The sequence below is a fragment of the Aliihoeflea sp. PC F10.4 genome, assembly GCF_054612275.1.
This window is the reverse complement of record NZ_JBTSWH010000002.1, coordinates 72371-93472: the sequence shown is the minus strand read 5'-3', so window position 1 is coordinate 93472 and position 21102 is coordinate 72371. Positions and strand designations below refer to the sequence as shown.

Annotated in this window: 23 protein-coding genes and 4 pseudogenes; 10 read left to right on the top strand and 17 right to left on the bottom strand. The window is 59.9% G+C overall.

Features of this window, described 5'->3' with window-relative positions:
* Window positions 1–5: 5 nt before the first annotated feature.
* Complete coding sequence (locus tag ACX82Z_RS22395) at window positions 6–1064, top strand: sensor histidine kinase (protein ID WP_459912073.1); 1059 nt, start codon at window positions 6–8, stop codon at window positions 1062–1064.
* Between the two features lie 68 nt (window positions 1065–1132).
* Here the strand turns inward: ACX82Z_RS22395 and ACX82Z_RS22390 are convergent, their stop codons facing one another.
* Window positions 1133–2725 (bottom strand): PAS domain S-box protein, encoded by a 1593-nt coding sequence (locus ACX82Z_RS22390; protein WP_459912072.1) that lies wholly within the window; start codon window positions 2723–2725, stop codon window positions 1133–1135.
* A gap of 75 nt (window positions 2726–2800) precedes the next feature.
* Between ACX82Z_RS22390 and ACX82Z_RS22385 the strand changes: the two genes are divergently transcribed.
* Complete coding sequence (locus tag ACX82Z_RS22385) at window positions 2801–3040, top strand: hypothetical protein (protein ID WP_459912070.1); 240 nt, start codon at window positions 2801–2803, stop codon at window positions 3038–3040.
* Window positions 3041–3050: 10 nt separating this feature from the next.
* On the opposite strand, the gene nadE is transcribed toward ACX82Z_RS22385, so the two are convergent.
* From nadE to ACX82Z_RS22365, 4 genes are all read right to left on the bottom strand, one after another.
* Window positions 3051–3908 carry an ammonia-dependent NAD(+) synthetase gene (nadE, locus tag ACX82Z_RS22380; RefSeq protein ID WP_459912068.1) on the bottom strand — a complete coding sequence of 286 codons (858 nt, stop codon included), beginning with the start codon at window positions 3906–3908 and terminating at the stop codon, window positions 3051–3053.
* Window positions 3905–4528 carry a cysteine hydrolase family protein gene (locus ACX82Z_RS22375; RefSeq protein WP_459912066.1) on the bottom strand — a complete coding sequence of 208 codons (624 nt, stop codon included), beginning with the start codon at window positions 4526–4528 and terminating at the stop codon, window positions 3905–3907. Before ACX82Z_RS22375 ends, nadE begins: the two co-directional genes overlap by 4 nt.
* Window positions 4525–5106: an inorganic diphosphatase gene (locus ACX82Z_RS22370; protein ID WP_459912064.1), complete on the bottom strand. Its 582-nt coding sequence runs from the start codon at window positions 5104–5106 to the stop codon at window positions 4525–4527. The genes ACX82Z_RS22375 and ACX82Z_RS22370 overlap by 4 nt, the downstream gene beginning before the upstream one ends.
* 169 nt (window positions 5107–5275) lie before the next feature.
* On the bottom strand, window positions 5276–5458 hold the full coding sequence (locus ACX82Z_RS22365; RefSeq protein ID WP_459912062.1) for a DUF3606 domain-containing protein: 183 nt from the start codon (window positions 5456–5458) through the stop codon (window positions 5276–5278).
* Window positions 5459–5739: 281 nt separating this feature from the next.
* On the opposite strand from ACX82Z_RS22365, the gene ACX82Z_RS22360 reads away from it, so the two are divergent.
* Window positions 5740–6228: an Hsp20 family protein gene (locus ACX82Z_RS22360; protein ID WP_459912060.1), complete on the top strand. Its 489-nt coding sequence runs from the start codon at window positions 5740–5742 to the stop codon at window positions 6226–6228.
* A 600-nt stretch (window positions 6229–6828) separates the two neighbouring features.
* Here ACX82Z_RS22360 and ACX82Z_RS22355 read toward each other — a convergent pair.
* A complete protein-coding gene (locus ACX82Z_RS22355) occupies window positions 6829–7737 on the bottom strand; it encodes a PhnA-like protein (protein ID WP_459912059.1) in 909 nt (302 codons plus the stop codon).
* A 272-nt stretch (window positions 7738–8009) separates the two neighbouring features.
* Between ACX82Z_RS22355 and ACX82Z_RS22350 the strand changes: the two genes are divergently transcribed.
* Window positions 8010–9068 carry a L,D-transpeptidase family protein gene (locus ACX82Z_RS22350; protein WP_459912057.1) on the top strand — a complete coding sequence of 353 codons (1059 nt, stop codon included), beginning with the start codon at window positions 8010–8012 and terminating at the stop codon, window positions 9066–9068.
* A gap of 60 nt (window positions 9069–9128) precedes the next feature.
* Here ACX82Z_RS22350 and ACX82Z_RS22345 read toward each other — a convergent pair whose 3' ends face one another.
* Window positions 9129–9467: a hypothetical protein gene (locus ACX82Z_RS22345; protein ID WP_459912056.1), complete on the bottom strand. Its 339-nt coding sequence runs from the start codon at window positions 9465–9467 to the stop codon at window positions 9129–9131.
* A gap of 143 nt (window positions 9468–9610) precedes the next feature.
* On the opposite strand from ACX82Z_RS22345, the gene ACX82Z_RS22340 reads away from it, so the two are divergent.
* Together ACX82Z_RS22340 and ACX82Z_RS22335 are read left to right on the top strand one after the other, a co-directional pair.
* Window positions 9611–10018, top strand: coding sequence for a DUF2382 domain-containing protein (locus ACX82Z_RS22340; protein WP_459912054.1), 408 nt, complete (start codon window positions 9611–9613; stop codon window positions 10016–10018).
* On the top strand, window positions 10011–10883 hold the full coding sequence (locus tag ACX82Z_RS22335) for a YsnF/AvaK domain-containing protein (protein ID WP_459912052.1): 873 nt from the start codon (window positions 10011–10013) through the stop codon (window positions 10881–10883). The genes ACX82Z_RS22340 and ACX82Z_RS22335 overlap by 8 nt, the downstream gene beginning before the upstream one ends.
* A 242-nt stretch (window positions 10884–11125) precedes the next feature.
* Here the strand turns inward: ACX82Z_RS22335 and ACX82Z_RS22330 are convergent.
* A pseudogene (locus ACX82Z_RS22330) lies at window positions 11126–11365 on the bottom strand (glutamate dehydrogenase); the annotation flags it as partial.
* Between ACX82Z_RS22330 and ACX82Z_RS22325 the strand changes: the two are divergent.
* Window positions 11365–11661 (top strand): annotated as a pseudogene (locus tag ACX82Z_RS22325) (Tn3 family transposase); the annotation flags it as partial. The pseudogenes ACX82Z_RS22330 and ACX82Z_RS22325 sit on opposite strands and share 1 nt — an antisense overlap.
* On the opposite strand, the gene ACX82Z_RS22320 reads toward ACX82Z_RS22325, so the two are convergent.
* Window positions 11644–12006 (bottom strand): site-specific integrase, encoded by a 363-nt coding sequence (locus ACX82Z_RS22320; protein ID WP_459912189.1) that lies wholly within the window; start codon window positions 12004–12006, stop codon window positions 11644–11646. The pseudogene ACX82Z_RS22325 and the gene ACX82Z_RS22320 overlap by 18 nt on opposite strands.
* A 100-nt stretch (window positions 12007–12106) precedes the next feature.
* Between ACX82Z_RS22320 and ACX82Z_RS22315 the strand changes: the two genes are divergently transcribed.
* A complete protein-coding gene (locus tag ACX82Z_RS22315) occupies window positions 12107–12892 on the top strand; it encodes a mechanosensitive ion channel family protein (RefSeq protein ID WP_459912050.1) in 786 nt (261 codons plus the stop codon).
* A 283-nt stretch (window positions 12893–13175) separates the two neighbouring features.
* On the opposite strand, the gene ACX82Z_RS22310 is transcribed toward ACX82Z_RS22315, so the two are convergent.
* Window positions 13176–14195 carry a GlxA family transcriptional regulator gene (locus tag ACX82Z_RS22310; protein ID WP_459912048.1) on the bottom strand — a complete coding sequence of 340 codons (1020 nt, stop codon included), beginning with the start codon at window positions 14193–14195 and terminating at the stop codon, window positions 13176–13178.
* Between the two features lie 120 nt (window positions 14196–14315).
* On the opposite strand from ACX82Z_RS22310, the gene ACX82Z_RS22305 reads away from it, so the two are divergent.
* A complete protein-coding gene (locus ACX82Z_RS22305) occupies window positions 14316–14723 on the top strand; it encodes a putative quinol monooxygenase (RefSeq protein ID WP_459912046.1) in 408 nt (135 codons plus the stop codon).
* Between the two features lie 153 nt (window positions 14724–14876).
* On the opposite strand, the gene ACX82Z_RS22300 is transcribed toward ACX82Z_RS22305, so the two are convergent.
* The 6 genes and pseudogenes from ACX82Z_RS22300 to ACX82Z_RS22275 form a co-directional block, all read right to left on the bottom strand.
* On the bottom strand, window positions 14877–15752 hold the full coding sequence (locus ACX82Z_RS22300) for a hypothetical protein (protein ID WP_459912044.1): 876 nt from the start codon (window positions 15750–15752) through the stop codon (window positions 14877–14879).
* A 127-nt stretch (window positions 15753–15879) separates the two neighbouring features.
* Window positions 15880–16233, bottom strand: coding sequence for a hypothetical protein (locus ACX82Z_RS22295; protein WP_459912042.1), 354 nt, complete (start codon window positions 16231–16233; stop codon window positions 15880–15882).
* A gap of 14 nt (window positions 16234–16247) precedes the next feature.
* Window positions 16248–16891: pseudogene (locus ACX82Z_RS22290) on the bottom strand (ABC-three component system middle component 2).
* Window positions 16879–17883 carry an ABC-three component system protein gene (locus tag ACX82Z_RS22285; protein ID WP_459912040.1) on the bottom strand — a complete coding sequence of 335 codons (1005 nt, stop codon included), beginning with the start codon at window positions 17881–17883 and terminating at the stop codon, window positions 16879–16881. Before ACX82Z_RS22285 ends, ACX82Z_RS22290 begins: the two are co-directional and overlap by 13 nt.
* Window positions 17876–18937, bottom strand: a complete 1062-nt coding sequence (locus ACX82Z_RS22280; protein WP_459912038.1) for a nucleotidyl transferase AbiEii/AbiGii toxin family protein — start codon at window positions 18935–18937, stop codon at window positions 17876–17878. Before ACX82Z_RS22280 ends, ACX82Z_RS22285 begins: the two co-directional genes overlap by 8 nt.
* Window positions 18934–19707, bottom strand: a complete 774-nt coding sequence (locus tag ACX82Z_RS22275) for a DUF6088 family protein (protein WP_459912036.1) — start codon at window positions 19705–19707, stop codon at window positions 18934–18936. The genes ACX82Z_RS22280 and ACX82Z_RS22275 overlap by 4 nt, the downstream gene beginning before the upstream one ends.
* Window positions 19708–20175: 468 nt before the next feature.
* On the opposite strand from ACX82Z_RS22275, the gene ACX82Z_RS22270 reads away from it, so the two are divergent.
* Entirely contained in the window at window positions 20176–20403 is a 228-nt protein-coding gene (locus ACX82Z_RS22270; protein ID WP_459912035.1) for a hypothetical protein, read from the top strand.
* 150 nt (window positions 20404–20553) lie between these two features.
* Here ACX82Z_RS22270 and ACX82Z_RS22265 read toward each other — a convergent pair.
* Window positions 20554–21045, bottom strand: a pseudogene (locus ACX82Z_RS22265) (transposase); the annotation flags it as partial.
* Window positions 21046–21102: the final 57 nt, after the last annotated feature.

Below are 21102 nucleotides of genomic sequence, written 5' to 3'. Positions count from 1 at the left end.
CGACCATGACCTCAGTCAAATTCCTTTTGGTCGACGATCTCGAGGAGAACCTTCTCTCGCTCGAAGCCTTGCTGCGTCGCGACGGCCTTGTTCTGCTCAAGGCCCGCTCCGGCGACGAGGCGCTCGAGCTTCTCCTCGAGAATGACGTGGGACTGGCCCTTGTCGACGTGCAGATGCCCGGCCTCAACGGGTTTGAACTTGCCGAACTCATGCGCGGCAATGAGCGGACGCGACGCATCCCGATCATTTTCGTGACAGCGGGTACCGCGGACAGCCAGCGCCGTTTCCAGGGTTACGAGACTGGCGCGGTGGATTTCATCCAGAAGCCGATAGAGCCCGACATTCTGCGCAGCAAGGCCGAGGTGTTCTTCGAACTCCACCGCCAGCGGCAGCAGATCACCGCGCAACGCGACGAACTGGCCGCGCAGGCCGAGGCGCTCAAGCAGGCGGCACGAGACAAGGACCTGCTGCTGCGCGAGATCAACCACAGAATCAAGAACCTCTTCAGCCTGACGGCGGGTTTGATATCTTTGAGCGCTCGTGCCGCCACGAGAGTCGATGAGCTTGAAGCAGACCTGAAGGCTCGATTGCTGGCGCTTGCACGTGCGCATGAACTGACCCTGCCCGACTTGAGCGACAGCATTGACGCTGCGTCGCCTTCCACAACGGTGACAGCTTTAATGGAAGCAATTCTCAAACCGCACAGGACCTCGGATAGCTCACGCATCGTCATCACGGGCGCGGACGCGCCGCTGTCGGGCAAGGCGCTCACTTCGTTCGCACTGCTGCTCCACGAACTGGTGACCAATGCGGCAAAATACGGTGCTCTGTCAGCATCTGCAGGCAGATTGGCGATCGGGATTTCGGTCGCCGACCAAGAACTCCAGCTGCTTTGGGAGGAGAGAGGGGTCAAGCCCCAAACCGAAAATACTACGCGCGAGGGGTTCGGCTCGACGCTCGAAAGAGCCACGTTAACGGGTCTCGACGGCACTATATCTCGCGAGTGGACCGACGACGGCCTCTCGCTGAGACTCAGCCTTCCACTGACTAAGCTCGCCTCCTAGCGGTCGTCGAGTGGAGGCGGGGCCAGATCCAGCCATAACGTCTAGCGCGTACCGAAAAAGTGGATGCCCTATTCGATCTTGAGGGGTTCGTGCACGAGCAGATGAAGGGGTGCTCGCAAGTCCCAGGAAAAGCCGTCACGTGTTCGCTGGAGCTCGCCCGTCCCCCCAAGCGCCGCCGGTGTAATTTTCTCCAGGAGTGTCGTGGCAAAGCCGTCAGGGGTGGTTTCCGTCACCGTTTGCCCACCCGTCTCACTCCACCGCAACTCCAGCCATTGAACGCCGCCCTTCCTATCCACAAGATCCCAGCTCACCGCGATTTGCGCGCCGCCTTGTACCTGAACTCCCCGACCTAGCGCCTTCGTGCCGAGCTCGTGGAAGGCCATCCCAAGGTACTGGACGGCCATCGGGGTAAGCAGAACAGCAGGGCCTGATGCTGTCATCCTCGTTTGAGGCTCAAAACCTTCGCTCTGTGCCGTCAGAACGTCTTGGATCGGAGCGCCATGCCAGTCGTGACTGACCAGTAGATCATGGGAACGGGCGAGCGCCATAATCCGGTCGCGGATTCGCGCTTCGAATTCCTGGGCGTTTCGCGTCTGGTTGGCTGATTGCCGGATCATGGACAGAATGACGGCGAATTGGTTCTTAACTCGATGGTTGACCTCGCGGAGCAGCGCGTGGATCCGATTCTGGCTCTCGACACGATCCGAGATGTTACGGGCGATTTTTGAAGCACCAAGGATGGTGTCGCCTTCCCCCTTGATTGGAGAGATTGTCAGCGAGATGGGGATCAGGCTGCCGTCATTCCGACGTCGCAACGTTTCGTAATGTTCGATCCGCTGCCCTCGCCTGATGTTGTCCAGAACATAGGTCTCCTCGTCCAGTCGATCCGGCGGGATGATCCGGGTGATCGATTGGCCGATCATCTCGACGGCGGGGTAGCCGAAGATCTCTTCCGCTGCGGGGTTCCAGGACGTGACAATGCCGTTCAGATCCTTGCTGACGATTGCATCCTGGGAAGACTGGACAATGGCTGCCAGGAGCCTGCCGTCGCTCACTAGTCCGTTGGCGCGATGAAGCGCTGCTTCGCGTTCCCGTGCCGCCTCTGACGCGATCTGGGCTGCTTCTTTGGAAGAGAGCCGCAACTCAAGTCGGTCCACGATCAAGGAGGCGAGGCTTTGCAGGACCCCGACATCGCGGGTCGGGAAGTCGCGTGGGTCGCGGTCCATCACACAAAGCGTGCCCAGGCGCGATCCATCCTGCACTGCAAGCGGCACACCGGCATAGGCGTTCAGCCCGAATTCCCGGGCCAATCTATTGCCGCGAGCCTCACTGATCTCGGCGGCGTTCGCCACCAGCCACGCGCTTCCCTGGGACAGCGCAGTGGCGCAAAACCCCGGCTCTCGATCCATATATTCGAGATCGAGGCCGTGCCTCGACTTGAACCAGATGCGGCTGTCGTCGATGACACTGAAAAGCGCCACGGGGGCGGAGAGCAATTCCGCAGCAAGCGCCACGATCTTGTCGAAAGCCGATTCAACTGCGGAATCAGCGATTGCGTATCGGCGGACCGCCTCCAGTCGTGCTGCTTCGTCTGACACCATTACAAACCTGTGAGCGCTGGATTCACTCAAACTCTTGAGTTTTCTGCCGGTTCCGATCAAGAACGCAATTGAAGCCGTCTTTTGAAAGGTCTGGAAACTAACGCGGTCACCGTGCCCGACGATAGGGAAGGGGACATGTCATTCCGACGCCGTGAAGAGGGATCGATGCCCGTCATTCGAGCTGTAGGACGTCTGGGAATTCTCGACCCCGAGCAGATTGCGCTTCTGCAGGAGATATTCGATCTAGCTTGTGCACGCCTCGACCTCGACCCAAAATCGGCGGAGGCAGAAAACATCGCGCAGCGACTGGTAGCAACCCATCAGTCGGGGACGCTCGACAGACAGGCGTTTCTCAACTCTCTCGATCACGAATGAGCCGGAAAGCTCAACTGCTAACTTCAGCGACCTCGCGGGGTGCGATCGGCAGAGCCCGCTTATGAGCGCTGCTGGCGTGGATGTGAAGGATTCGCACGCGGGCAGGTTCGTCGATGATTCGACCCTCTAAGAAATCATCGATTTGGTCGTAGGTGACCCCATAGGCATCTTCGTCTGGACGCAACGGAACGAGGTTTTCCAGGTCTGCCGTGGGAACTTTGGCGACGAGATCAGCTGGAGCCCCAAGCTGCGCGGCCAATGCCCGGACCCTGCGTTTGTTCAGGCCCGATAAAGGAAGAATGTCAGCGGCGCCGTCGCCATATTTGGTGAAAAAGCCCATCAGCGCCTCGGCGGCATGGTCGGTGCCGATGACCAGGCCTCTGTTAGCACCCGCAAGCGCGAACTGCGCAATCATGCGCTGTCGCGCCTTGATGTTGCCCAGCAAGAAATCTTCCCGTCCGGCATCGCCCAGGTCGACGCCGGCCAGTTTGATGGACGTCAGCATGGCATCGGTTGCCGACTTGATGTCGATTCGCCGGACTTCATCCGCCCTGATCGCGTCCAGAGCTCTCTGCGCATCCGCTTCGTCCGCCTGGGTGCCGTAGGGAAGACGGACCGCCAGGAACCTGGCCTCGTATCCGGTGCTCCGCAATTCCTCGACCGCGCGTTGGGCCAATAGAGCTGCCGCAAGCGAATCAACCCCGCCGCTGATACCGAGAATATAAGCGCTCAGCCCCGACGTGCGCAGATAAGTAGCCAGAAAGTCAATGCGTCGGCGTGCTTCCTGGGCGGCGTCAAAATCCGGTGCAACACCCAAAGCGTTGATGATCGCAGCTTGCTCTGTCACCGGCAGCGGTCCTTCCTTCACAACATTCTCTCCATTCGCGCCGCCACCAGAGTGGCCGTCGTCACCATCTCGACCTGAGTGCCGAAGCGACTTTCATAGATCCCCAGCATTGCATCATGGGTGGAATCCGCGCCTGAACAGATCGCATCGGCGACGATCACAACGCGATAGCCGAGGTCGATCGCGCCCATGATGGTCGCCAGCACGCACACCTCCGTTTCGGCGCCAGACACGACAAGAGCTTCGACGCCGGCCGAACGCAGTCGGGAATGCAACGAACCGTGCCATGCGGACATCACGGGCTTGTCCTCGAGCGAAGCCGGCGGAACGAAGCTCGCCAGTTCGGGCACAAGCTCGAGCAATGCTGGATCAAGACGTTCGCGGGTCATCGACACCCATTTTGAGTAGTATCGCCGCCAGGAGCCTCCAACATCATCGGAAGATATGGGAGGGATAAATCGAGTGAATACTGTCCGTGCAGGGTCAAGTTCCGTCAGGGCAACGACATTAGGAATCACGCGCTCCATCCAGGGCGTATGCCACTCGGTCGGTTCGGCGAACATGCCCTGCATGTCGATTGAGAGATGGACCCAGTTCTTGCGCAGTGGTCCGAAACGCAGGCCGTCGTCCAGTTTCCTCAAGGTCGGGCTGCCTTCGCGACAACGGCCTCGGCGGCAGCTTTGTCCAAGCGGCCGACGATTCGTGCTTTCTTGCCGTCGGCGGCTTGATAGGCGACGAGGAAGTCCTCAATCTCCTCGAGCTCGGCCGCGGGCATATCCGACAATTCAAAGGGCGGACGATCTTGGTGCAGAAGAAGTGGCACTGCCAACAGGCGGTCATTTCGGAAGGAATTGCCGTCTGTCGTCTCTTCCATCGCGATACCGCCAAGCAGCCTGCACCGCACAAGCGAACCCGTGGCAAGATCGGCGTCCGTTATCAGCAATACGTCAAGCGGATCGCCGTCCTCCGCCTCAGTCGAAGGAAAGAAGCCGAATGGAAATGGAAACGCGAAACCCATGGCCAGCAACTTCTTTGCCAGGAACAAACCGGTCTCGGGATCGTATGCGAATTTTGTGCGGTTCCCCTTCGGCGTCTCGACGATGACGTTGTAGCCCTCTGATGCCTCTAGCGGAATTTTGTCGATTGCGGGGGTCATCGGCAGATAACCCGCATCAGCGACCCGTGTTCCTTTGGCCCTATCTCGATCCAAGCGGGGCATGGTCGCTCCGTCTTTCCCATGCCTGTCTGATCCACGCCAGCATCTGTCAACTGGCCGACAGACAGACTATGTCGCAAGCGCTCTCAGCCAACCATTAGCCACAGCCGACCGTTGACGCCGTTCATATTGAACGTGGCAATTGGGTTACGACGATTGTGGCCATAGGCCGTTACTTCTTGCCCAGCTTGTCCTCGACCTTCTTACGGCTGTTGCCCACGGATTTCACCGCCGATTTCACGGCATCCTTGCTGGCGCCTGTCTTCCCGGCCTCATACTTGACTTCGTGATCCTGCCCGCCGGCAACCTTGGTACGATCCTGGCTGCGGCCGCGCGTTGTTCCACTGTTAGGCATGTCAGTCTCCCTGTTTGCTGTTTCGGTCACACACAACGCGCCAAGACTCTTGCGGTTCAACCGCCTGGGCAACGAGTGCAAGACCGCCGGATTTCAATCCGCTCTTGTGGCGTGCGGACGCAGCAAGAAAATTGCTCCGAAAATTTTTCGACGCGCCCTCTTGAACCGGATTTTTGGTACTCCCAAATCGTCTGCCGTCGGGGCCATGAGGCCCGACAAAATCGGCGTCGCAGAGGCGCTGCGACGCTCAGCACCCATGTTGCTTTTCGGAGGATATGGCCATGAGAAACTTCGACTATTCCCCCCTTTACCGTACGACGGTCGGCTTCGATCGTCTCTTCGACATGCTCGATAACAGCGGCCGTTCGGACTGGCCGCCCTACAACATCGAGCGAAACGGCGAGAACGACTACCGCATAACCATGGCAGTCGCCGGTTTCAGCCCGGACGAAGTGGAGCTCACGCAGCACGGACCGGAGCTGATCGTCACCGGGCAGAAGAAGCCTGACTCCGATGACCGCCAGATCCTTCACCGCGGGCTTGCCGTCGGCAACTTCAGCCAAGTCTTCAAGCTTGCCGACCACGTCAAGGTCGCCAACGCCACGCTGGAAAACGGCCTGCTCGCAGTCGATCTGGTGCGCGAGATTCCGGAAGAGCTGAAGCCGCGCCGGATTGCCATCGGAACCGCATCTGAGGCCGCCCGGCTGGGCGGCAACGACAGCAAGAAGCGGATCAGCCAGGACACCGAGCCACAGCGCAAAGCTGCCTGAGCGCCTGAAGCTAATAGAAACTGCGACCTTGCCTCCCGGATTGCCGGGAGGCACCGATTGCGGAGAAACGGAGATGATCGAGAATACGCGTTTCCTGGATGCAGGTCTTGAACTGGCTGGTCGCGAGGCGCGAGGGCTGTTCCAGCGGCCTGACGACGTGGTCGCAGATTCACATATGAGCCCGGCCGAAAAGCGCGCTCTGCTCGCATCCTGGGCATCAGATGCCCGTGCGGTTCGAGGGGTTCCGGCGCTGCGGCAATTGGAGGGTGGTTCTCACGTCGCAATAGACGATATCCTGAGCGCGTTGCAGGCGTTGGACCCTGAAGGAGTGGTCCCGTCCTCAAGGACCCAATTGACGCTGTCGCGACTTGCGGAGCGTCGTCGTCGGCCCATCGCGCGCGACTGGGGCCGGATTCTGCGCCGCCGTTCACGCGATGACGACGACGATCCGCCTCCTTGCCCAGCGCATTCAGGCATTCCGCCTAGACAGGGCGGGGGTGGAGCGTTCGTTTTTCCGGAACCCGTAGCAGCCTAAAAGAAAGCGAGGAGGCGTGGCCTCCTCGCTTCCCTGTGCAAGTTGAAACGCGGCTGGTTCGCGTGTCAGGCTACTCGCCTGCTTGGCACAATGCGGTCTGCGTAGACCGGGTGAACGACACCGGACCGCCCGCCAAGCCAGCCGGCGATCGCACCCAGGATCAGCGCGACGAACGCCAGGATTGCACCGGTCGAAACAACAGACGCGGTCGCATCGGCCGCTTCGATCGCTTGTTGCTTCGCCGATTCGACGGCGGCGTTGTACTGCCTTTCCATTTCCGCCACCTGCTGTGTCGCTTGTTCGAGCGGGATGCCGCGGGCCGTGGCCAACGCCTGGGCGGCTTGCGTACGTGCCGCCTCCGCATCGGCAGCATTGCCCGTTACCAGATTGCGCATCGCGTTCACCGCAGCGGCATTCAGTGCCTCCGGATCGGTGCCGGTCGCTCTGATCTGTGAATCCAGTGCATCGAGTGGATTGGAGTTGGCGATGATTGGCGCGGCAGTCTGAGCAACCACTTGACCGGCACCACCGACTGCACTGGCAATGCCGCTGAACGCGCCCCCGACCAGAGCACCGACCGTGCTCGTCAGGAAATAAAGGACCAGCAGCGTGGTGAACGCCCAGGTCGTGAGCCCATGGAGCGCACCGGTCGTCGGCACGATCTTCCCGGACATGCGAGCCGCGATGTAGCCGCCGGCAAAGGCAGCGATGATGCCTGAAACGACATACCAGATGCCCGCGACGATTGAGAACGTGGACGCGGCGGGATTGTCTGAAGTGCCGGGATCGAGCGTCGCAATGCCGATACCAACGCCGAGCATGGTCAAAAGTACCTGCACGACGAGGGCGACGACGACGCCGGCGAAGATCGCGCCCCAGCTCACTTTGTTTAGAAGGATCGTCTGATCCACGGTGTCGACGGGATAGGTTCCCGGCGCCGCATATGGAGGGCTGAGGGGGTGGGTGGTGCTCATGGTTGTAATCCTTGAAGGGCTTGTTTGGGTGTGTAGCGGCACGCAATCCGACCAAATGAGTTGGATTTGAGCAGCAACGTTCACGAACGCGTGAAAGTTCCGCGCGGGATAAGCCTGAGACGATCTTATGTGGAGCCAATTGCAGCCGCCCCCGTGCATAAACCTACGATTTTATGAAAATGCTAACCATGTCGCGTTGATGAGCATGCGCCGACGGCAACTTCGCGCCTCGGTTCCGCATTGCAGGGGTCCAACAACTCTGGACGATCGTCATGCGCTCAACAGCACGTTTCTTGGTTATCTCCCTCATCGTCGGGAGCGCGGTCTACTCCCTGTCTGCGGCCGCAGAAACCGTGGAAAGTGTGATCGCGGCGACTGCCCCCTTGACTCCGGAAGCGATCAACAGCGCTCCTTTGATCGAAGTCGATACCATCGTTACTGGCGGCACACCTGCCACCCCATCAGGAAGCGGCGAGGAGGGGCAGAAGGTCGTGACGCCGTTTGCTTCAATCGTGCGCCTGCAGATTCTGCTGGACCGGGCCGGCGCCTCGCCCGGCGTCATCGACGGCTTGGATGGCGGCAACCTTCGCAAGGCCATCAAAGGCTTCCAATTGCTGCGCGGCCTTCCGGTCGACGGCAAAGTCAACGAGGGTGTGGCCTCAGCGCTGGAGTCCCCCAACCAGGTGATTGGTTCCTATGTCATCACGGGCGATGACGGCGCTGCAGTGGTTGGAAACCTGCCAGAAGATTACAGTGAACTGGCTAAGCTCGACCACCTGGGCTACCAAACGGTCGAGGAGGGGCTGGCCGAGCGCTTCCACATGGACGTCGATTTCCTGCGCCAGTTGAACCCGGGCGCGGGCTTCGCCCCAGGCGAAAAAATCTTCGTTGCCAATCTCGGCTCGGACCTGGAAGGACAAGTCGCCAAGGTTGAGGTCGATAAGGCTGCGGGTCAGGTTCGGGCCTATGCCGCAGGTGGAGCCCTGATTGCGGCCTATCCCGCCACTATCGGCAGCGACTCCAACCCTTCGCCGTCTGGAACCCACATCGTCAAGGTTGTGGTCGAGGATCCCACCTATACCTACAATCCGAACCTCAACTTCCAGCAGGGCAACAATGACAAGGTCTTGACGCTGCAGCCTGGGCCAAACAATCCGGTCGGATCGGCCTGGATTGATCTTTCCGAGCCGACGTACGGAATCCACGGCACGCCCGAACCCAATCGGATCGATAAGACAGGCTCGCATGGCTGCGTGCGCCTAACCAACTGGGATGCCCGTGAACTGGGTAAAATGCTGAAGAAGGGCGTGCCGGTCACCTTCCTGGAATAAGTGCCGTTCAGGAAGTTGGGGTCCGGCCGAGCTTATCGCGGTATCACGAAATCTGCGCCTCTATGCACGAACTGGCCTCAACGCGACGGTGGGCTGGTCAGGCACACCCATTGCCTCGCCACTTAACGACACCAGGCGCAGCTGAACTTTGCGGGTGCGGCTGATGGTTAGCTTGGTCGATCCGCCATGTTCTGCCTCCGCGATAACCGACGGGTAGCCGAGTTTCTGCGCCAACGAACGGGCCTGGTCCACATTGGTCGTTGCGATCGTGCGCGAGAACGAGGCTAGGTGAAAAGACATCAAGGTGGCAAGCATCCCGAGCTCAACGCCGTCAGCGAATGATTCATCCCTCGTCGGAAACCGAACCGTCAATCCGTCTTCGATGATTACCTTGCGCATCGGGCGTCCTCCGACCCGCTGAAGATTGATGCGTCATGGTTAAGGAAGGGTATTGGGTCCCTGCGGTCGATTGATCGACTCCCGCCGGAACGAAACACACAATCGAACGTTCTGGGAAGCAATCACCCAAGGGACGATCCCACGTGACAGAAACTGAAACGATCCCCCTGGTCGAGGAGGAAATCAGCGTCTCCAAACGCAAGAGCCGGGTCGCTCGTGTCCGTGTGGAGACGCGCACCGAACAGGTCGATGAATTGGTCGGCGCCGACCTCACCTCAACCGAAATAGATGTGGAGCGCGTTCCGATTGGCCGTGAGGTCGACCGGCCTCCAGAAATCCGCACAGAGGGCGATGTCACGATCGTCCCCGTGCTGGAAGAGGTTCTGGTCGTGGAAAAGCGGCTGGTCCTCAAGGAGGAACTTCACATCAGACGTCGGGCGACGACCGAAACTGTAGAAATCCCCGTCTCCGTAAAGAAGCAGAGAGCCGTGATTTCCCGGGAGGCGGGAGATGCGGCCAAACCAACCCGAGAGGATTACGACAATGCCTGAGGCCTATAGCAACAGAAACCTTACCGCCTTTTTCGATGAGCGCGACGATGCCGAAGAAGCCGTCGACAAGCTGCGCAGCCTGGGGCTGACGGACGCCTCCGTCCGGCTGATCGGCGGCGATGAATATGCCAGTCGCGCCCATGATGACGACAAAGGGTTCTGGGAAAGTATCTCAGACTTCTTCTTCCCCGACGAGGACCGCGCAACCTACGCCGAAGGGCTGCGGCGCGGCGGCTATCTCGTCACGGTGAGCGCGATCCCATCCGAATACTACGATCAGGCGCTCGCTATCCTCGACGACGAGGGCTCGATAGACGTCGATGAGCGCTCGGCCTCCTGGCGGTCCGAAGGCTGGACCGGCGCTTCTACCGTGGATGCGACCGATTCCAGCTATTCCGGTGTTCGCGAGGCCGGGTATGCCGACACTTCCGATGCGGCCACGGCGCGCCGATCCGGGTCCATTGGTGACGAGGAGGTCATTCCCGTCGTCGAGGAGCAGCTCCGGGTCGGCAAGCGCGACGTGAACCTTGGGCGCGTACGCGTCCGTTCGTATGTGGTCGAGGAACCGGTTTCCGAACAGGTTAACCTGCGCGAGGATCGCGTGGAGATCGAGCGCCGACCCGTCGACCGCGCTTTGAGCGGAAACGAGCAGGCCTTCACCGATCGCACCATCGAGGCTGAGGAACACGTCGAAGAGGCGGTGATCTCCAAAGAGGCGCGCGTCAAGGAAGAGATCGCGCTGCGCCGCCAGAGTGAGGAGCGCACCGAGACTGTATCGGACACCGTTCGTCACACCGAGGTTGAGGTGGAGGATGAGCGCGAAGGCAACCGGATTTCGTCCAGAACTACCGGCCGCAAGATCTAAGGTTTGTTCAAAGTGGCGCCGACGCCAGTCGGCGCCACTTTCTCTCGGCGTATCCGACGTACGCTGTTTCCTTAGTAAAACTCGCCAACGAGTACCAGGCGTGAATGCGCTCTTAATTTATTCGTGAGAGAGAATTTACCGCAGTGGTGCAGGCTGAGAGCGCCGGCCTAGTCGAGCAAGTAAAACTCCGATTCGGGACACAGCACCCGGCGCCCGCATTTGCAGGTGCCGGGTTGGCAAACTCAGCTGGTGAAAAAGCTCTGCGTCCCGTGGGCTTCGATCGCCTCGGCAAGGCGGCCGAGCGCATGCACGTATGCGGCCGTCCGCATCGTGACCTGCTTATCTTTTGCCACCTCCCACACGGCGCGGCCCTCCTGTTCCATCATGGCGCGGAGCTTTTCGTGGATGTCATCGACGGTCCAGTAATACCCCTGACGGTTCTGGACCCATTCGAAGTAGGAGACGGTGACCCCGCCCGCATTTCCACGAGCGTGGCGAAATCCGTGATCGGTCGTTCGAAAGCCAGGCGTTCCGCGCCTCCGGCCTCAACCTCGTCGTCAGCGCCATCGTCCATTGGAACACGGTCTATATCGAACGGGCCGTTACCCACTTGCGCAAAATGCGTCGCGAGATTCCGGATCATCTGCTCAAGCACATCTCGCCGCTGAGCTGGGAGCACATCAATCTGACAGGCATCTACACCTGGGATAGCGATCCGCATCTGCCGGAAGGTTTCCGGTCGCTGAGACTCCCGGCTGGGCTACGGCGAGCCGCATGAGTTCTCACTCTGTTCGATCTTAGCGTACGATTTCGCACTGCTCTTGTTCTGACCCCATAGAGCAGGGTCGCCCCGGCCCTTGCGGGCCTCCCTAACGCCATGCACGAGGTCGAGCGTGTCGAGCAGGCGAGGGGGCACGGGAACAGCCCTATAGACGCCGCTACGCCGCTTTTTGAGCGTCTCGAAAACGAGTGCCTGTCCATCGAGGTCGATGCGTTTCGCGGTTAAGGCCAGAGCCTCGGAAATCCTGCACCCCGTAAAGTGCAGCACCTCGCAAAACGAGCGCACCTCGCGCGGGGCTTTGGCGGCGGCTGTGAGGAAGGCGGACCGCTCGGCGGCGGTCAGGTAGAGGCGATGGCCCTGCGAGGTTGTCCCCGCGCAGCAGGCGGAACATTCCCAGACATTGAACGTTTAGGCGTTCACAGAAATTTGAGAGGGAACTTACGTGAATACACTATCGGGAATCCAGACTTGGGGTGACGCAACCCTTGCCTCAATTGCCGCTGCGCTCGCGGTTTTCGCAGCAGCTGTGCCGAAGATCATCGGTTTCATCGTCATTTTGATCCTCGGCTGGATCGTTGCCGCCATTTTGGCGAAGATCATCGCAACCGTGTTGAGGAGCGTGAAATTCAATGAACTTGCCGACCGTTCTGGCTTCGGCGCATTCGTTCGAAATATGGGGGTCTCCACAGACCCCGCCGGTTTCATAGCACTAACCACAAAATGGTTCGTCCGGCTGATCGCTCTGGTCGTCGCTTTTGATGCATTGGGGCTACCCGCTGTGTCAGACGTCCTGCGTCAGCTCCTGCTGTGGATCCCCAACCTAGCTGTTGGCATCGTCGTACTGGTGATCGGCGGACTGGTCGCAAACACCTTTGCCGGGATCGTTCGGGGAGCGACTTCGCAGGCTGGCTTTGACAATCCGGACCTTCTTGCGACGGTTGCTCGCACGGCTGTGTGGTTCTTTGCCATCGTGATTGCCGTGAACCAGATCGGGGTCGCTCAGGAGCTTGTCAATACGCTGTTCATGGCAGTCGTCGGGGCGACCGCGCTGGCATTGGGCCTAGCCTTCGGGCTGGGCGGTCGGGACACTGCTTCCGAAGTCGTTCAGAACTGGTATCGCCAAGCTCAGGCCAACAAGGATAAGATCGAGCAAGCGGCAACTTCGGGGACTAAATCGGTTTCGTCTCCGGTAAACGAACCTAAGCCGGGCCCTAGACCCATCCGCTGATAGGCTAAGCCTTACGATTCCTTAGCCCCGCCCTAGCCCAGCTAGAGTGGGGCTTTTGATCGACTAATTTGAAACAGAATTAGCAATTCTGTTTCAAATCGCAGTCCCATTGGAGTTTATGCGCTTATGACCCTACTCGAAATGGCGGAGCAGCTATCAGCTTAATGATCGTCGTTATCGCAAAATGTGCATCCTTGGAGATGATCTCAATGATGTCATCGAACCCCTCATCAGGTTTGCTGGGTCGTCGGGACTCCGAAAGTGAGAGAGAGGATTTCGAAGGCTAACCAGGCGTTTTAGGCCTGCAACTTGCTGATGATCTATAATCCTGCACTCCTAAATGGTTCGTCCGGCGAATTTCTGAGGCGGTGCGGCCAGTCTTACGACGTAGCAGAGTGCGGAGAGTGGCTGCATTCTCATAGCCGGTGCGGGCTGCGATCTCATCTATTCCCAATTTGGTCGTCCTCAGGAGATAAGCCGCTCGTTCAACGCGCAGGCTCTGGAAATAAGACAATGGAGAGCGGCCCAGCACCATATTGATTCTGCGGGACAGAGTTCGTTCACTTGTCCCGACAAAGGCCGCGGCCTGCTCCAAGGAAAAGCCCGTATCGAGGTTTTCACGCGCCCACTTCTCGAAGAGCATCACCAGGTGGTCGGCGTGGTGCAAATGATCCGGGATGGCATAGGTGGCTTGAGGCGAGCGAGGATCGAGCATTAGGTAGCGAGCGACGGTGTCGGCCAGTTCGGGGCTCCGCTGACGTACGAACCAGAGCGCCAAATCGAAATGTGCGAGCACCGCGCCTGCGGTAACGACCCTGTCGTTACCCACGAGCGCACGGCTGTCATCGAGTGCAACGCTGGGATACCGGGCTCTAAAGAAAGGTGCGAGCCACCAACTGGTCGTGGCCTCTTGTTTGTCTAACAATCCCGTCTCGGCCAGGACGAATGTCCCCGTACAAGCAGCAGCGATAGTCGCACCATTTGCCTGCCAGGTTCGCAATAGTTCGACAGCTCGCTTTACATCGGGATGAGCAAGGGCGTCGGCAATGCCTTCCTCCGTCTTCGCTCCCAATGCCGGCACGAAGACAAAGCCAGGAGTTGGGAGGGCGTCGGCCCGAACCGTAGGGATTGCGAGGCCGTGCGCTGTACGTGTTGCGCGACGAATGCTGGAAACCGACGAGTTCAAAGTTTCACGCAAGGCGGGCGGCGCCAGGTCGCGCCCCGTCGCTAAGGTGTCCTGAAACGCCGCAAGCCCAGTATCGAACACCCCATCAAGCGCTAAAATTGTCGTAGCTGTGCTCATGGCGAGAATGGTATCATGTTTGTCAATTCTGCCAAGCGCTAACGCTCCGCTGCAATGATAGTCTAGAGACGCGGCCGACGATGGCGCGATCAAATAGGGAAGAAAATGAGGACCATTAAAGTGTTCCTGCTCACGGCGGCTCTCGTTGTCGCCACCGGCGCGACAAGCGCAATGGCGGATACGACAGGCAGCTCGAAGTCAACCCAACCACACCCAAAGATGGAGACGATGAAGATGACACATATGGGCTTATTCGTGCGGCTCGACGCCAAGCCTGGCAAAGAAGCGGCTTTGGAAAAGTTTCTGAAGGACGCGCTGCCGTTGGCACAAGCCGAAACGGGTACTCCGGTCTGGTACGCTGTAAAGTTCGGACCAAGCAGTTTCGCGATCTTTGACGCCTTTCAGAATGATGGCGACAGAACCGCACATCTCAACGGTCCGATCGCGGCAGCACTCATGCAGAACGCCGATGAGCTTCTGGCCGCGCCGCCGGTCATCGAGCGCTGGGATGTTCTCGCGGTCAAGTAAGCTAGACAGAGCGGTATGTGGCGTCGCTGCGACCGCTCTGCCGCCATCGTCGTGGAGAGTTTCTTCTTCCACGTAAGCGATGTCGCGCTAATAGTGAGTTGCCTCCAAGCTTTATAATGGACTTTTGCGCCCAAACGCGCTTTGCGGATGGGGTTACCGCTCCGGTTCTGGATCGCGGTCCCGGTCGCGCTTGGGGAGTCGCTTGAATTGTTGCGGTTGCTGGATCGTATCGCGGTTCTGACCCCAATCCTTGCGCTTCTCGATGGCTGCCGGCTTCGCCGTCGCCGGCACAAAGTCTCGCTTGGCATCTGCCAACCGTTTGAACGCCGGCGCGGCTGGCTCCTGTTTTGGAACCTCCTGCAATCGCGTGGGGGCAGGCTTAGGAACATCACCAGAAGGTGAGGGCGCGGGCTGCGCCTGCGGAACGAAGGCGGGTATGGTCTGCGCGATCTGTGCGGGCTGCTGCTCGGCAAAATTCCCGAACGTAACTTTTACGGTCGTCATGGGCTTCTGCTCCGGTTTTGCCGGGGCGTCCTGCCACGGCTTCTTGTCCACGGCCTGCGCGCGCTGGCGCGGCTCTGGCCGCTGGTATCTGTCGCGGTAGGCTTCCGCATTCATGCCACGGTGCGGGCGCTCCTTGCGCTCGATCGGCGCGGGCTGCTGCGATCGCTGCTGATACGGCGATCGAGCGCGGTCCCGGTCGGCATAAATCAGTTTCCACGCTTCGCGGACTTTGCCGCGCTCCACATCCTGCCGGGTGATGAGCGCCGCGCGCGCCTGGTCGAAGACAACCCGTTGCCCGTCCAAGTCGCGCGACCGCTGTTTTTTGATCCCGGCAATCTCGGAATCCAAAATGGATTTCAGCCGCGCGGCCATCTGCTGGCGGCTCATGTCCTGAACCTCGGCAAATGCCGCGGCGCGGGCCTGCGACGACAGCACGTTGCCGAACGTGGCGGCGAGGGTGCCACGGTTGCCGAGCTGGCCGCTGACGCGCTGATGCGTCGTCGCGTCCAGTGCGTTTCGGATCATGCCGGTAAGGCTCTGCTCGCGAGCCAGGTAGGCGCTTTCCGCCTGCCTAGTCTCGCGGAAGAACTTCGCCCAGATCGGCCGGCATTCGGCCTTATGTCGCTCGGTCGCTTCGCGGATTGCCTTGCCGCTATCCGCGAAAATTCGATCCCGGTGGCCTTATTGCCGGCTGACAGGTCTTTCCACTCCTGCCGGTGCTGGTCCGCTGTGCCGCGCCAAGGGCTTTCAGGACCGCCACGGGCGATTTCTCGGCCGGCGGTGTCTCTGCCGCCTGCTGGCGCTTCTCGGCCGCGTAGGCCTGCCGCTCGGCCTGCTGCGCGAACTTTTCAAGGCGAGCAAGACGCTTGAGGCCTTTCCGACCATCAAGACGCTGGAAGATGAACTGCGCGCAGGAATCGCCCATTTGTCGGGAAAGGCGCATGACATCGATGCGCGCCTGAGATTTGCGCCGGCCGAGCCGCCATATGCGCGGCTTCTGTCGCAAGCGATAACGTTGGTCTATGGGCGCCACGCCAGCGAGCGTGAGGAACAGAACCTGTCCGCGCAGCTTATGGGATTTCTCAACGCCTCACTCGGAACCACCGAGACCACCCATTTCTGGCTGCAGCGCTTCTCTCGTGAACTCGTCACGCTGTGGCGCATGATTGCCCGCAACTCCGAACAGGAATGGGATGTGTGTGCGGAGATGATCACCAACACCGATCCGGCTCGCGACCTGGATCTTTCATTGGCGCACTTCTTCACCTGCTCGGCGAGCCAACGAGCACAGGCCTTCATCTGCACGGAGTAGTCCGTTTCGAGCAGTTCGACATAGGCCGCGGCCTCCTCGGAGGCGCGATAAACGATGCCTTCCTCGGCGCTCTCCTGGTCAACGAGATGGCATCGTTGCATGAGCTGCAAGCTCGCCTCGATCAATCTCCGCCGGACGAGAAGCTCACCTTTCCGGCCGGGGACCTCGGGATGCAGGCTAGGGGGGGGCCGCCAAGATCAGCGGTGTGTACCACGACATGATCGAACAGGACCATCTCGGCGAGGTCCAGCGTCTCCGGCCGCAAATATTCCAGCACTACGACGGCCCTGATGCCCGCCTCGAGACGAGAGTTGAATAATCCGCCGAAATCGCTCCCGCTCACGGCGCCCATTTCAGCCTCCCTTCATTCGCGAGGTGATGGCAAATCCCCTGCTTTACGGGGACGCGAACCGTGCGGCCGATCAAACTTGCCGGCAGGATCGATGCGTGCTTCATGACCGCGTCGACACGCCGGAGAAGCGTCTCGTGCCGATCGCGGTGCACCTCGATGACGCCGTGATACACGTCGTCCTCGAACGTCCCAATCGCGCCTGGAGTCGTATTGTCCCGGTGAAACCGCTTGAACGAGGCGGCTTCGAAAAAGCGTGTGCGTTGATCGCGGAAGTGCTCGCCGAGATCCGCATGCGCGAGGACATCGTCGGCCGATATGAAGGCGCCGCCGCTGGCTTCTCCATAGACGTGCCGGAGCTGGTCGACATAGTGCGCCTCCTCCGGCTGAATGGCCTGCGGCGCTTCGCCAACAGGGGCTTCGTCCGGCACCAAACCAAGCACCTTGGACAAGGCTGGTCCCGCGGCCTGGTCCTTCACCAGCATCGGGGCGGTCAGGTGCTCGACGCGCGAAAAATCGAAGCCCTCGATCGCTGCTCTGATTTCCGGAGTTAGCGCTACCGTCTCGCGCCGCGTAATGCTCTTGGAGCAGTGCTCGTCCCAGCCATCGATCAACGCGGTTCCCAGAGTCGAAGGGTTGTTGATCAGATCCATCAACGAGCCGACGATGCCGCGCGGTGCGACGAACACATATTTTTCGGGCAGGGTTTTGTATGCCCCCTGACAATGATGGAAAAACACCTTGCCTAGTTCGGCGAGCCCCTCGGACTTTCCAAGTTTGCCACCTCGAGTCTTGCGTTTGGACTGAAAGAGATGCCAAGGCCCTTCGTGCCGAGCGCGGGTCAAGAAGCCGATCACGTCGCGGCCCTTGTCGTTTGCGGCGCCAGTTCGTTCGATCCGATCGTATTGCTGGGAACGACGCTCCACCCACACCTCGATGAATTCTTCTAGCTGCGTGTCGTCGATCTCCATCAACCGAACAGCGAGGCTAGTCATGCCGGCCTCCGTTCAGACGCGTCTCCAGCGAGCTGATGCTTTCGAGCACAGCCCCAAAATGCGGAGGATTGCCAAAGATCATGCCCTGCATGGCCCTATAGTCGACACGCAGTTGCTCGATCATAGCCTGATGCGGGGCAAGCGCGAACGAACCGGGCGCGGCGCTTACTAGGTCGAAATCCGGACGATCGAAGAACATTCGCGCGTGCGCGACGCAGTCCGCGCCGAGCGCAGTCTCGGCGATCGCGGCCGCGCCGACCGGCGCCGCGGCGAGCCGGTGCAGATCATAATAGTGACGCGACACGCGTTGTCCGCCCCCGCGCAGTCCGCCACGCTTGTCGAACCAACGCCGCAACCCGTGGAGGATGACGACCTTGTCCCAGAAGGTGCGTTCGGGATCGACCGTGCGAACGGCCGGCACGGTCAGGTCGAGCCCTGGCAGATCCTCATCGACATAGGGCTTGATTGAGACGTCACTGTTCGGGTCGAGCGCGGATTTCGCGCCGGACTCGATCTTGATCGCGGCACGGACATACTCCGATTGCGGCGTCGCAGAAGGATACCAGAGCAGCAGGGTCTGACCGTCGGGATCGGCATCATCGGCTTCCACGCGCGCGGTGCCAGCCGTCATCCCGGCGGCCTTTAATCTGGTCTGCAGAATCGACATCAATTCATCGCGAAGGGGGCCGTTGATGTAGGCTCTGCAAGCGCCCTTGATCGAATCTAGACGTGCCTTGCGTTTTTTGCCGCTGAGCCCTTCTAGCTCCTCGATGGTCGCCGGCTCGCCGATATCGTCACGAAACACTGTGACATCAATGTCTTCAGAGAAACGCTCGATCAGACCAAACCCTTTGGACAGGGAAGTGCCACCCTTGAAAAGAAGGCGGGGACCGTCTTCTTTCAGTTCATTAAACAAAGCATCCAGCGTCCAACAGACCCAGAAATCCTTCTCGATGTTCTGGGCCGATGTGCCGAGGCGTTGCGCCGTCGTATCGAAGGCGCTCAGCATTGCGTCCGACCCTGCCGCGAGAACTTCGTCGAATGCCGGATTCATGTCTTCGCCGCTGCGGTTGCGCCGCGCTTGGCGGTTTGTGTCTTCTGGGTAGAGAGGGGCTTCCGCTTGGGCGAGAGGGAAGTGCGAGGCTGATCATCATAGCCATCAGTCTGTGTTTGCCGATGATGAACACGATCCGCATGCCGATGATGAGCGCCTGCGTTGTCATCAATGAGTGGCTTGAGGAACACCCACATCCATGTCGGAAGCGCTGTCATACCGGCAACGAGATCCGCTCTTAGAGGAGGTCCCATCATCGGGTCCTCAAAAAGCTTGGCGAGCTTGCGCCTCACCTGGTCGCTCTCCCCTTCACGAACCAGGAGGTCGCGCAGCCAGTGAAGCGCCTGGACGACGCGCATTGCTGGCCGTCCGGCCCAAAACAATTTGCTGGCCGCTGTCGGACGGAAGATGATCGTCACGTTGCCGAGCTTGATCGCGCGTCGCCGCGCGTCAGTATGAACCACGATTTTCGCCGGAACTGCGTCGGTCAGACCCAGATCGTTTGCTGCGGTCATGCCGTCGACGAGCATCCGGGTTTGGTCACGCCGCCCAACAGCGTCGATGACTGAGCGCGGATCAGGCGGGTTAGGTTTCTGGGTGAGTTTGTTGAAGCCAGGCTGATCGTACAGCCCGCGATCAATCCGCCTGAGAGTTTCGGCCTTCGTTAGCCGCTGCAATGCCTTGTCGATCGCATCCCGCGAGGCGAGATCAACGAAATCGCTGGGCGTCCACACCTTGCGCGGCGCGCCCGTACGGATGCGCTCAAGCATGGTTGTCTTCAGGTCGGGTGAGGTACTGCTGCTCATGTCCGAAATTTGTACCTCTTTTTCGGACGTTTGACAACGATGGTGACCGGAATTCGTATACATGTTTCGGACAATCCGACGGGGCGCGCCGCCCTTTCGCACCCGGTATCGCTGGAAAGGCTGGAAATCCCTATCGCGATATGAGACAAGCAGGGCGGACCTCTACGCGAGAGCGGCCCTTGTCGTTCCTCCCGACAGAACTGCCGCATGTCGGGATGCGTCGTGCTTGTCAGATCGCTTTTAGCTCGAACGCACGTCGTGTTGCCTACGCAGCGGATGAACGCGAGATGTGCATTCGCGCCGCGGTTAACCGCTTCCAAGGTTGTTGCTGTTCGATGTTTGTTCTATATCGTCACGGCGATGGCGATCGGCGACGAGATTCCTTCCTAGAGGGCGGACCTGCGCAGCAATGGTCAAGTAATCTTTGTATCCATGAACGGCGGCATGGTCGTCGTGCATCACGACGACGGATATGCCGTTGTCGAACTCCTTGGAGATGAAGGAACCGTCAGGGTCGGCGATATGGTGCAGGGAGATTGGAACGCCCTTGGCGGTGAGCCGCTATTCGCTGATGGCGAAACACTTGATTCCTATTTCCAGGGCAACTGGGGTTCGCGGGACGCGGCGATTCAGATCGCGCGCAACACAGGCGGCGGTTGATGCCACTCGATCATTTCGTTTCACAGGTTCACCTGAAGAATTTCTACACCGACCGTGGCCGCTTGGTGGGCGTGAATGTCCGTCATCAGACAAATTGAGACTTTGGGCGGCCTGATTTAGTGGAGGCTCTGGCTCATCTGGGTTGTCATTTTAAGCGGCGGCTTTGCGATGCTGCAAGCGCCGCAGTTCGATGGTCCTTCGCTTGATCCTTTCTCGTTGCAACAGGATGGTCTGGCCGCGCCCGAGGTAGACGTCGGCTGGGGTGAGATTGTCGAGGCTCTCGTGGTAGCGCCGATGATTGTAGTTGTCGACGAAGGCGGCGATCTGGGCTTCGAGATCACCCGGCAGGAAGTAGTTCTCCAGCAGGATGCGGTTCTTCAGCGTCTGGTGCCAGCGCTCGATCTTGCCTTGGGTCTGAGGATGGCACGGCGCGCCGCGGGTGTGATCGATGTCTCGATCCTGAAGCCAGTCGGCCAACTCGCCGGCGATGTAGCACGGGCCATTGTCGGAAAGCAGACGTGGCCGTTGATGCACCGTTGCCCGATCGCAGCCTGATGCGACAAGAGCCAGGTTCAGCGTGTCGGTGACGTCCTCGGCCTTCATGGTCGCGCACAGCTTCCAGGCAATGATGTAGCGGGAGAATGTTGATTTCCGCTGAGAGCTGACCCGGGATTTTCGCCGAGAAGTGACCCGCCTTCA

What these genes read in the sequence shown, in the direction of transcription:
- ACX82Z_RS22395 (WP_459912073.1), top strand. Translation starts at nt 6, where the DNA reads ATGACCTCAGTCAAATTCCTTTTGGTCGACGATCTCGAGGAGAACCTT.
- ACX82Z_RS22385 (WP_459912070.1), top strand. Translation starts at nt 2,801, where the DNA reads ATGTCATTCCGACGCCGTGAAGAGGGATCGATGCCCGTCATTCGAGCT.
- ACX82Z_RS22370 (WP_459912064.1), bottom strand. Translation starts at nt 5,106, where the DNA reads ATGCCCCGCTTGGATCGAGATAGGGCCAAAGGAACACGGGTCGCTGAT.
- ACX82Z_RS22365 (WP_459912062.1), bottom strand. Translation starts at nt 5,458, where the DNA reads ATGCCTAACAGTGGAACAACGCGCGGCCGCAGCCAGGATCGTACCAAG.
- ACX82Z_RS22360 (WP_459912060.1), top strand. Translation starts at nt 5,740, where the DNA reads ATGAGAAACTTCGACTATTCCCCCCTTTACCGTACGACGGTCGGCTTC.
- ACX82Z_RS22355 (WP_459912059.1), bottom strand. Translation starts at nt 7,737, where the DNA reads ATGAGCACCACCCACCCCCTCAGCCCTCCATATGCGGCGCCGGGAACC.
- ACX82Z_RS22350 (WP_459912057.1), top strand. Translation starts at nt 8,010, where the DNA reads ATGCGCTCAACAGCACGTTTCTTGGTTATCTCCCTCATCGTCGGGAGC.
- ACX82Z_RS22345 (WP_459912056.1), bottom strand. Translation starts at nt 9,467, where the DNA reads ATGCGCAAGGTAATCATCGAAGACGGATTGACGGTTCGGTTTCCGACG.
- ACX82Z_RS22335 (WP_459912052.1), top strand. Translation starts at nt 10,011, where the DNA reads ATGCCTGAGGCCTATAGCAACAGAAACCTTACCGCCTTTTTCGATGAG.
- ACX82Z_RS22310 (WP_459912048.1), bottom strand. Translation starts at nt 14,195, where the DNA reads ATGAGCACAGCTACGACAATTTTAGCGCTTGATGGGGTGTTCGATACT.
- ACX82Z_RS22300 (WP_459912044.1), bottom strand. Translation starts at nt 15,752, where the DNA reads ATGATCCGAAACGCACTGGACGCGACGACGCATCAGCGCGTCAGCGGC.
- ACX82Z_RS22285 (WP_459912040.1), bottom strand. Translation starts at nt 17,883, where the DNA reads ATGACTAGCCTCGCTGTTCGGTTGATGGAGATCGACGACACGCAGCTA.
- ACX82Z_RS22280 (WP_459912038.1), bottom strand. Translation starts at nt 18,937, where the DNA reads ATGAATCCGGCATTCGACGAAGTTCTCGCGGCAGGGTCGGACGCAATG.
- ACX82Z_RS22275 (WP_459912036.1), bottom strand. Translation starts at nt 19,707, where the DNA reads ATGCTTGAGCGCATCCGTACGGGCGCGCCGCGCAAGGTGTGGACGCCC.
- ACX82Z_RS22270 (WP_459912035.1), top strand. Translation starts at nt 20,176, where the DNA reads ATGAACGGCGGCATGGTCGTCGTGCATCACGACGACGGATATGCCGTT.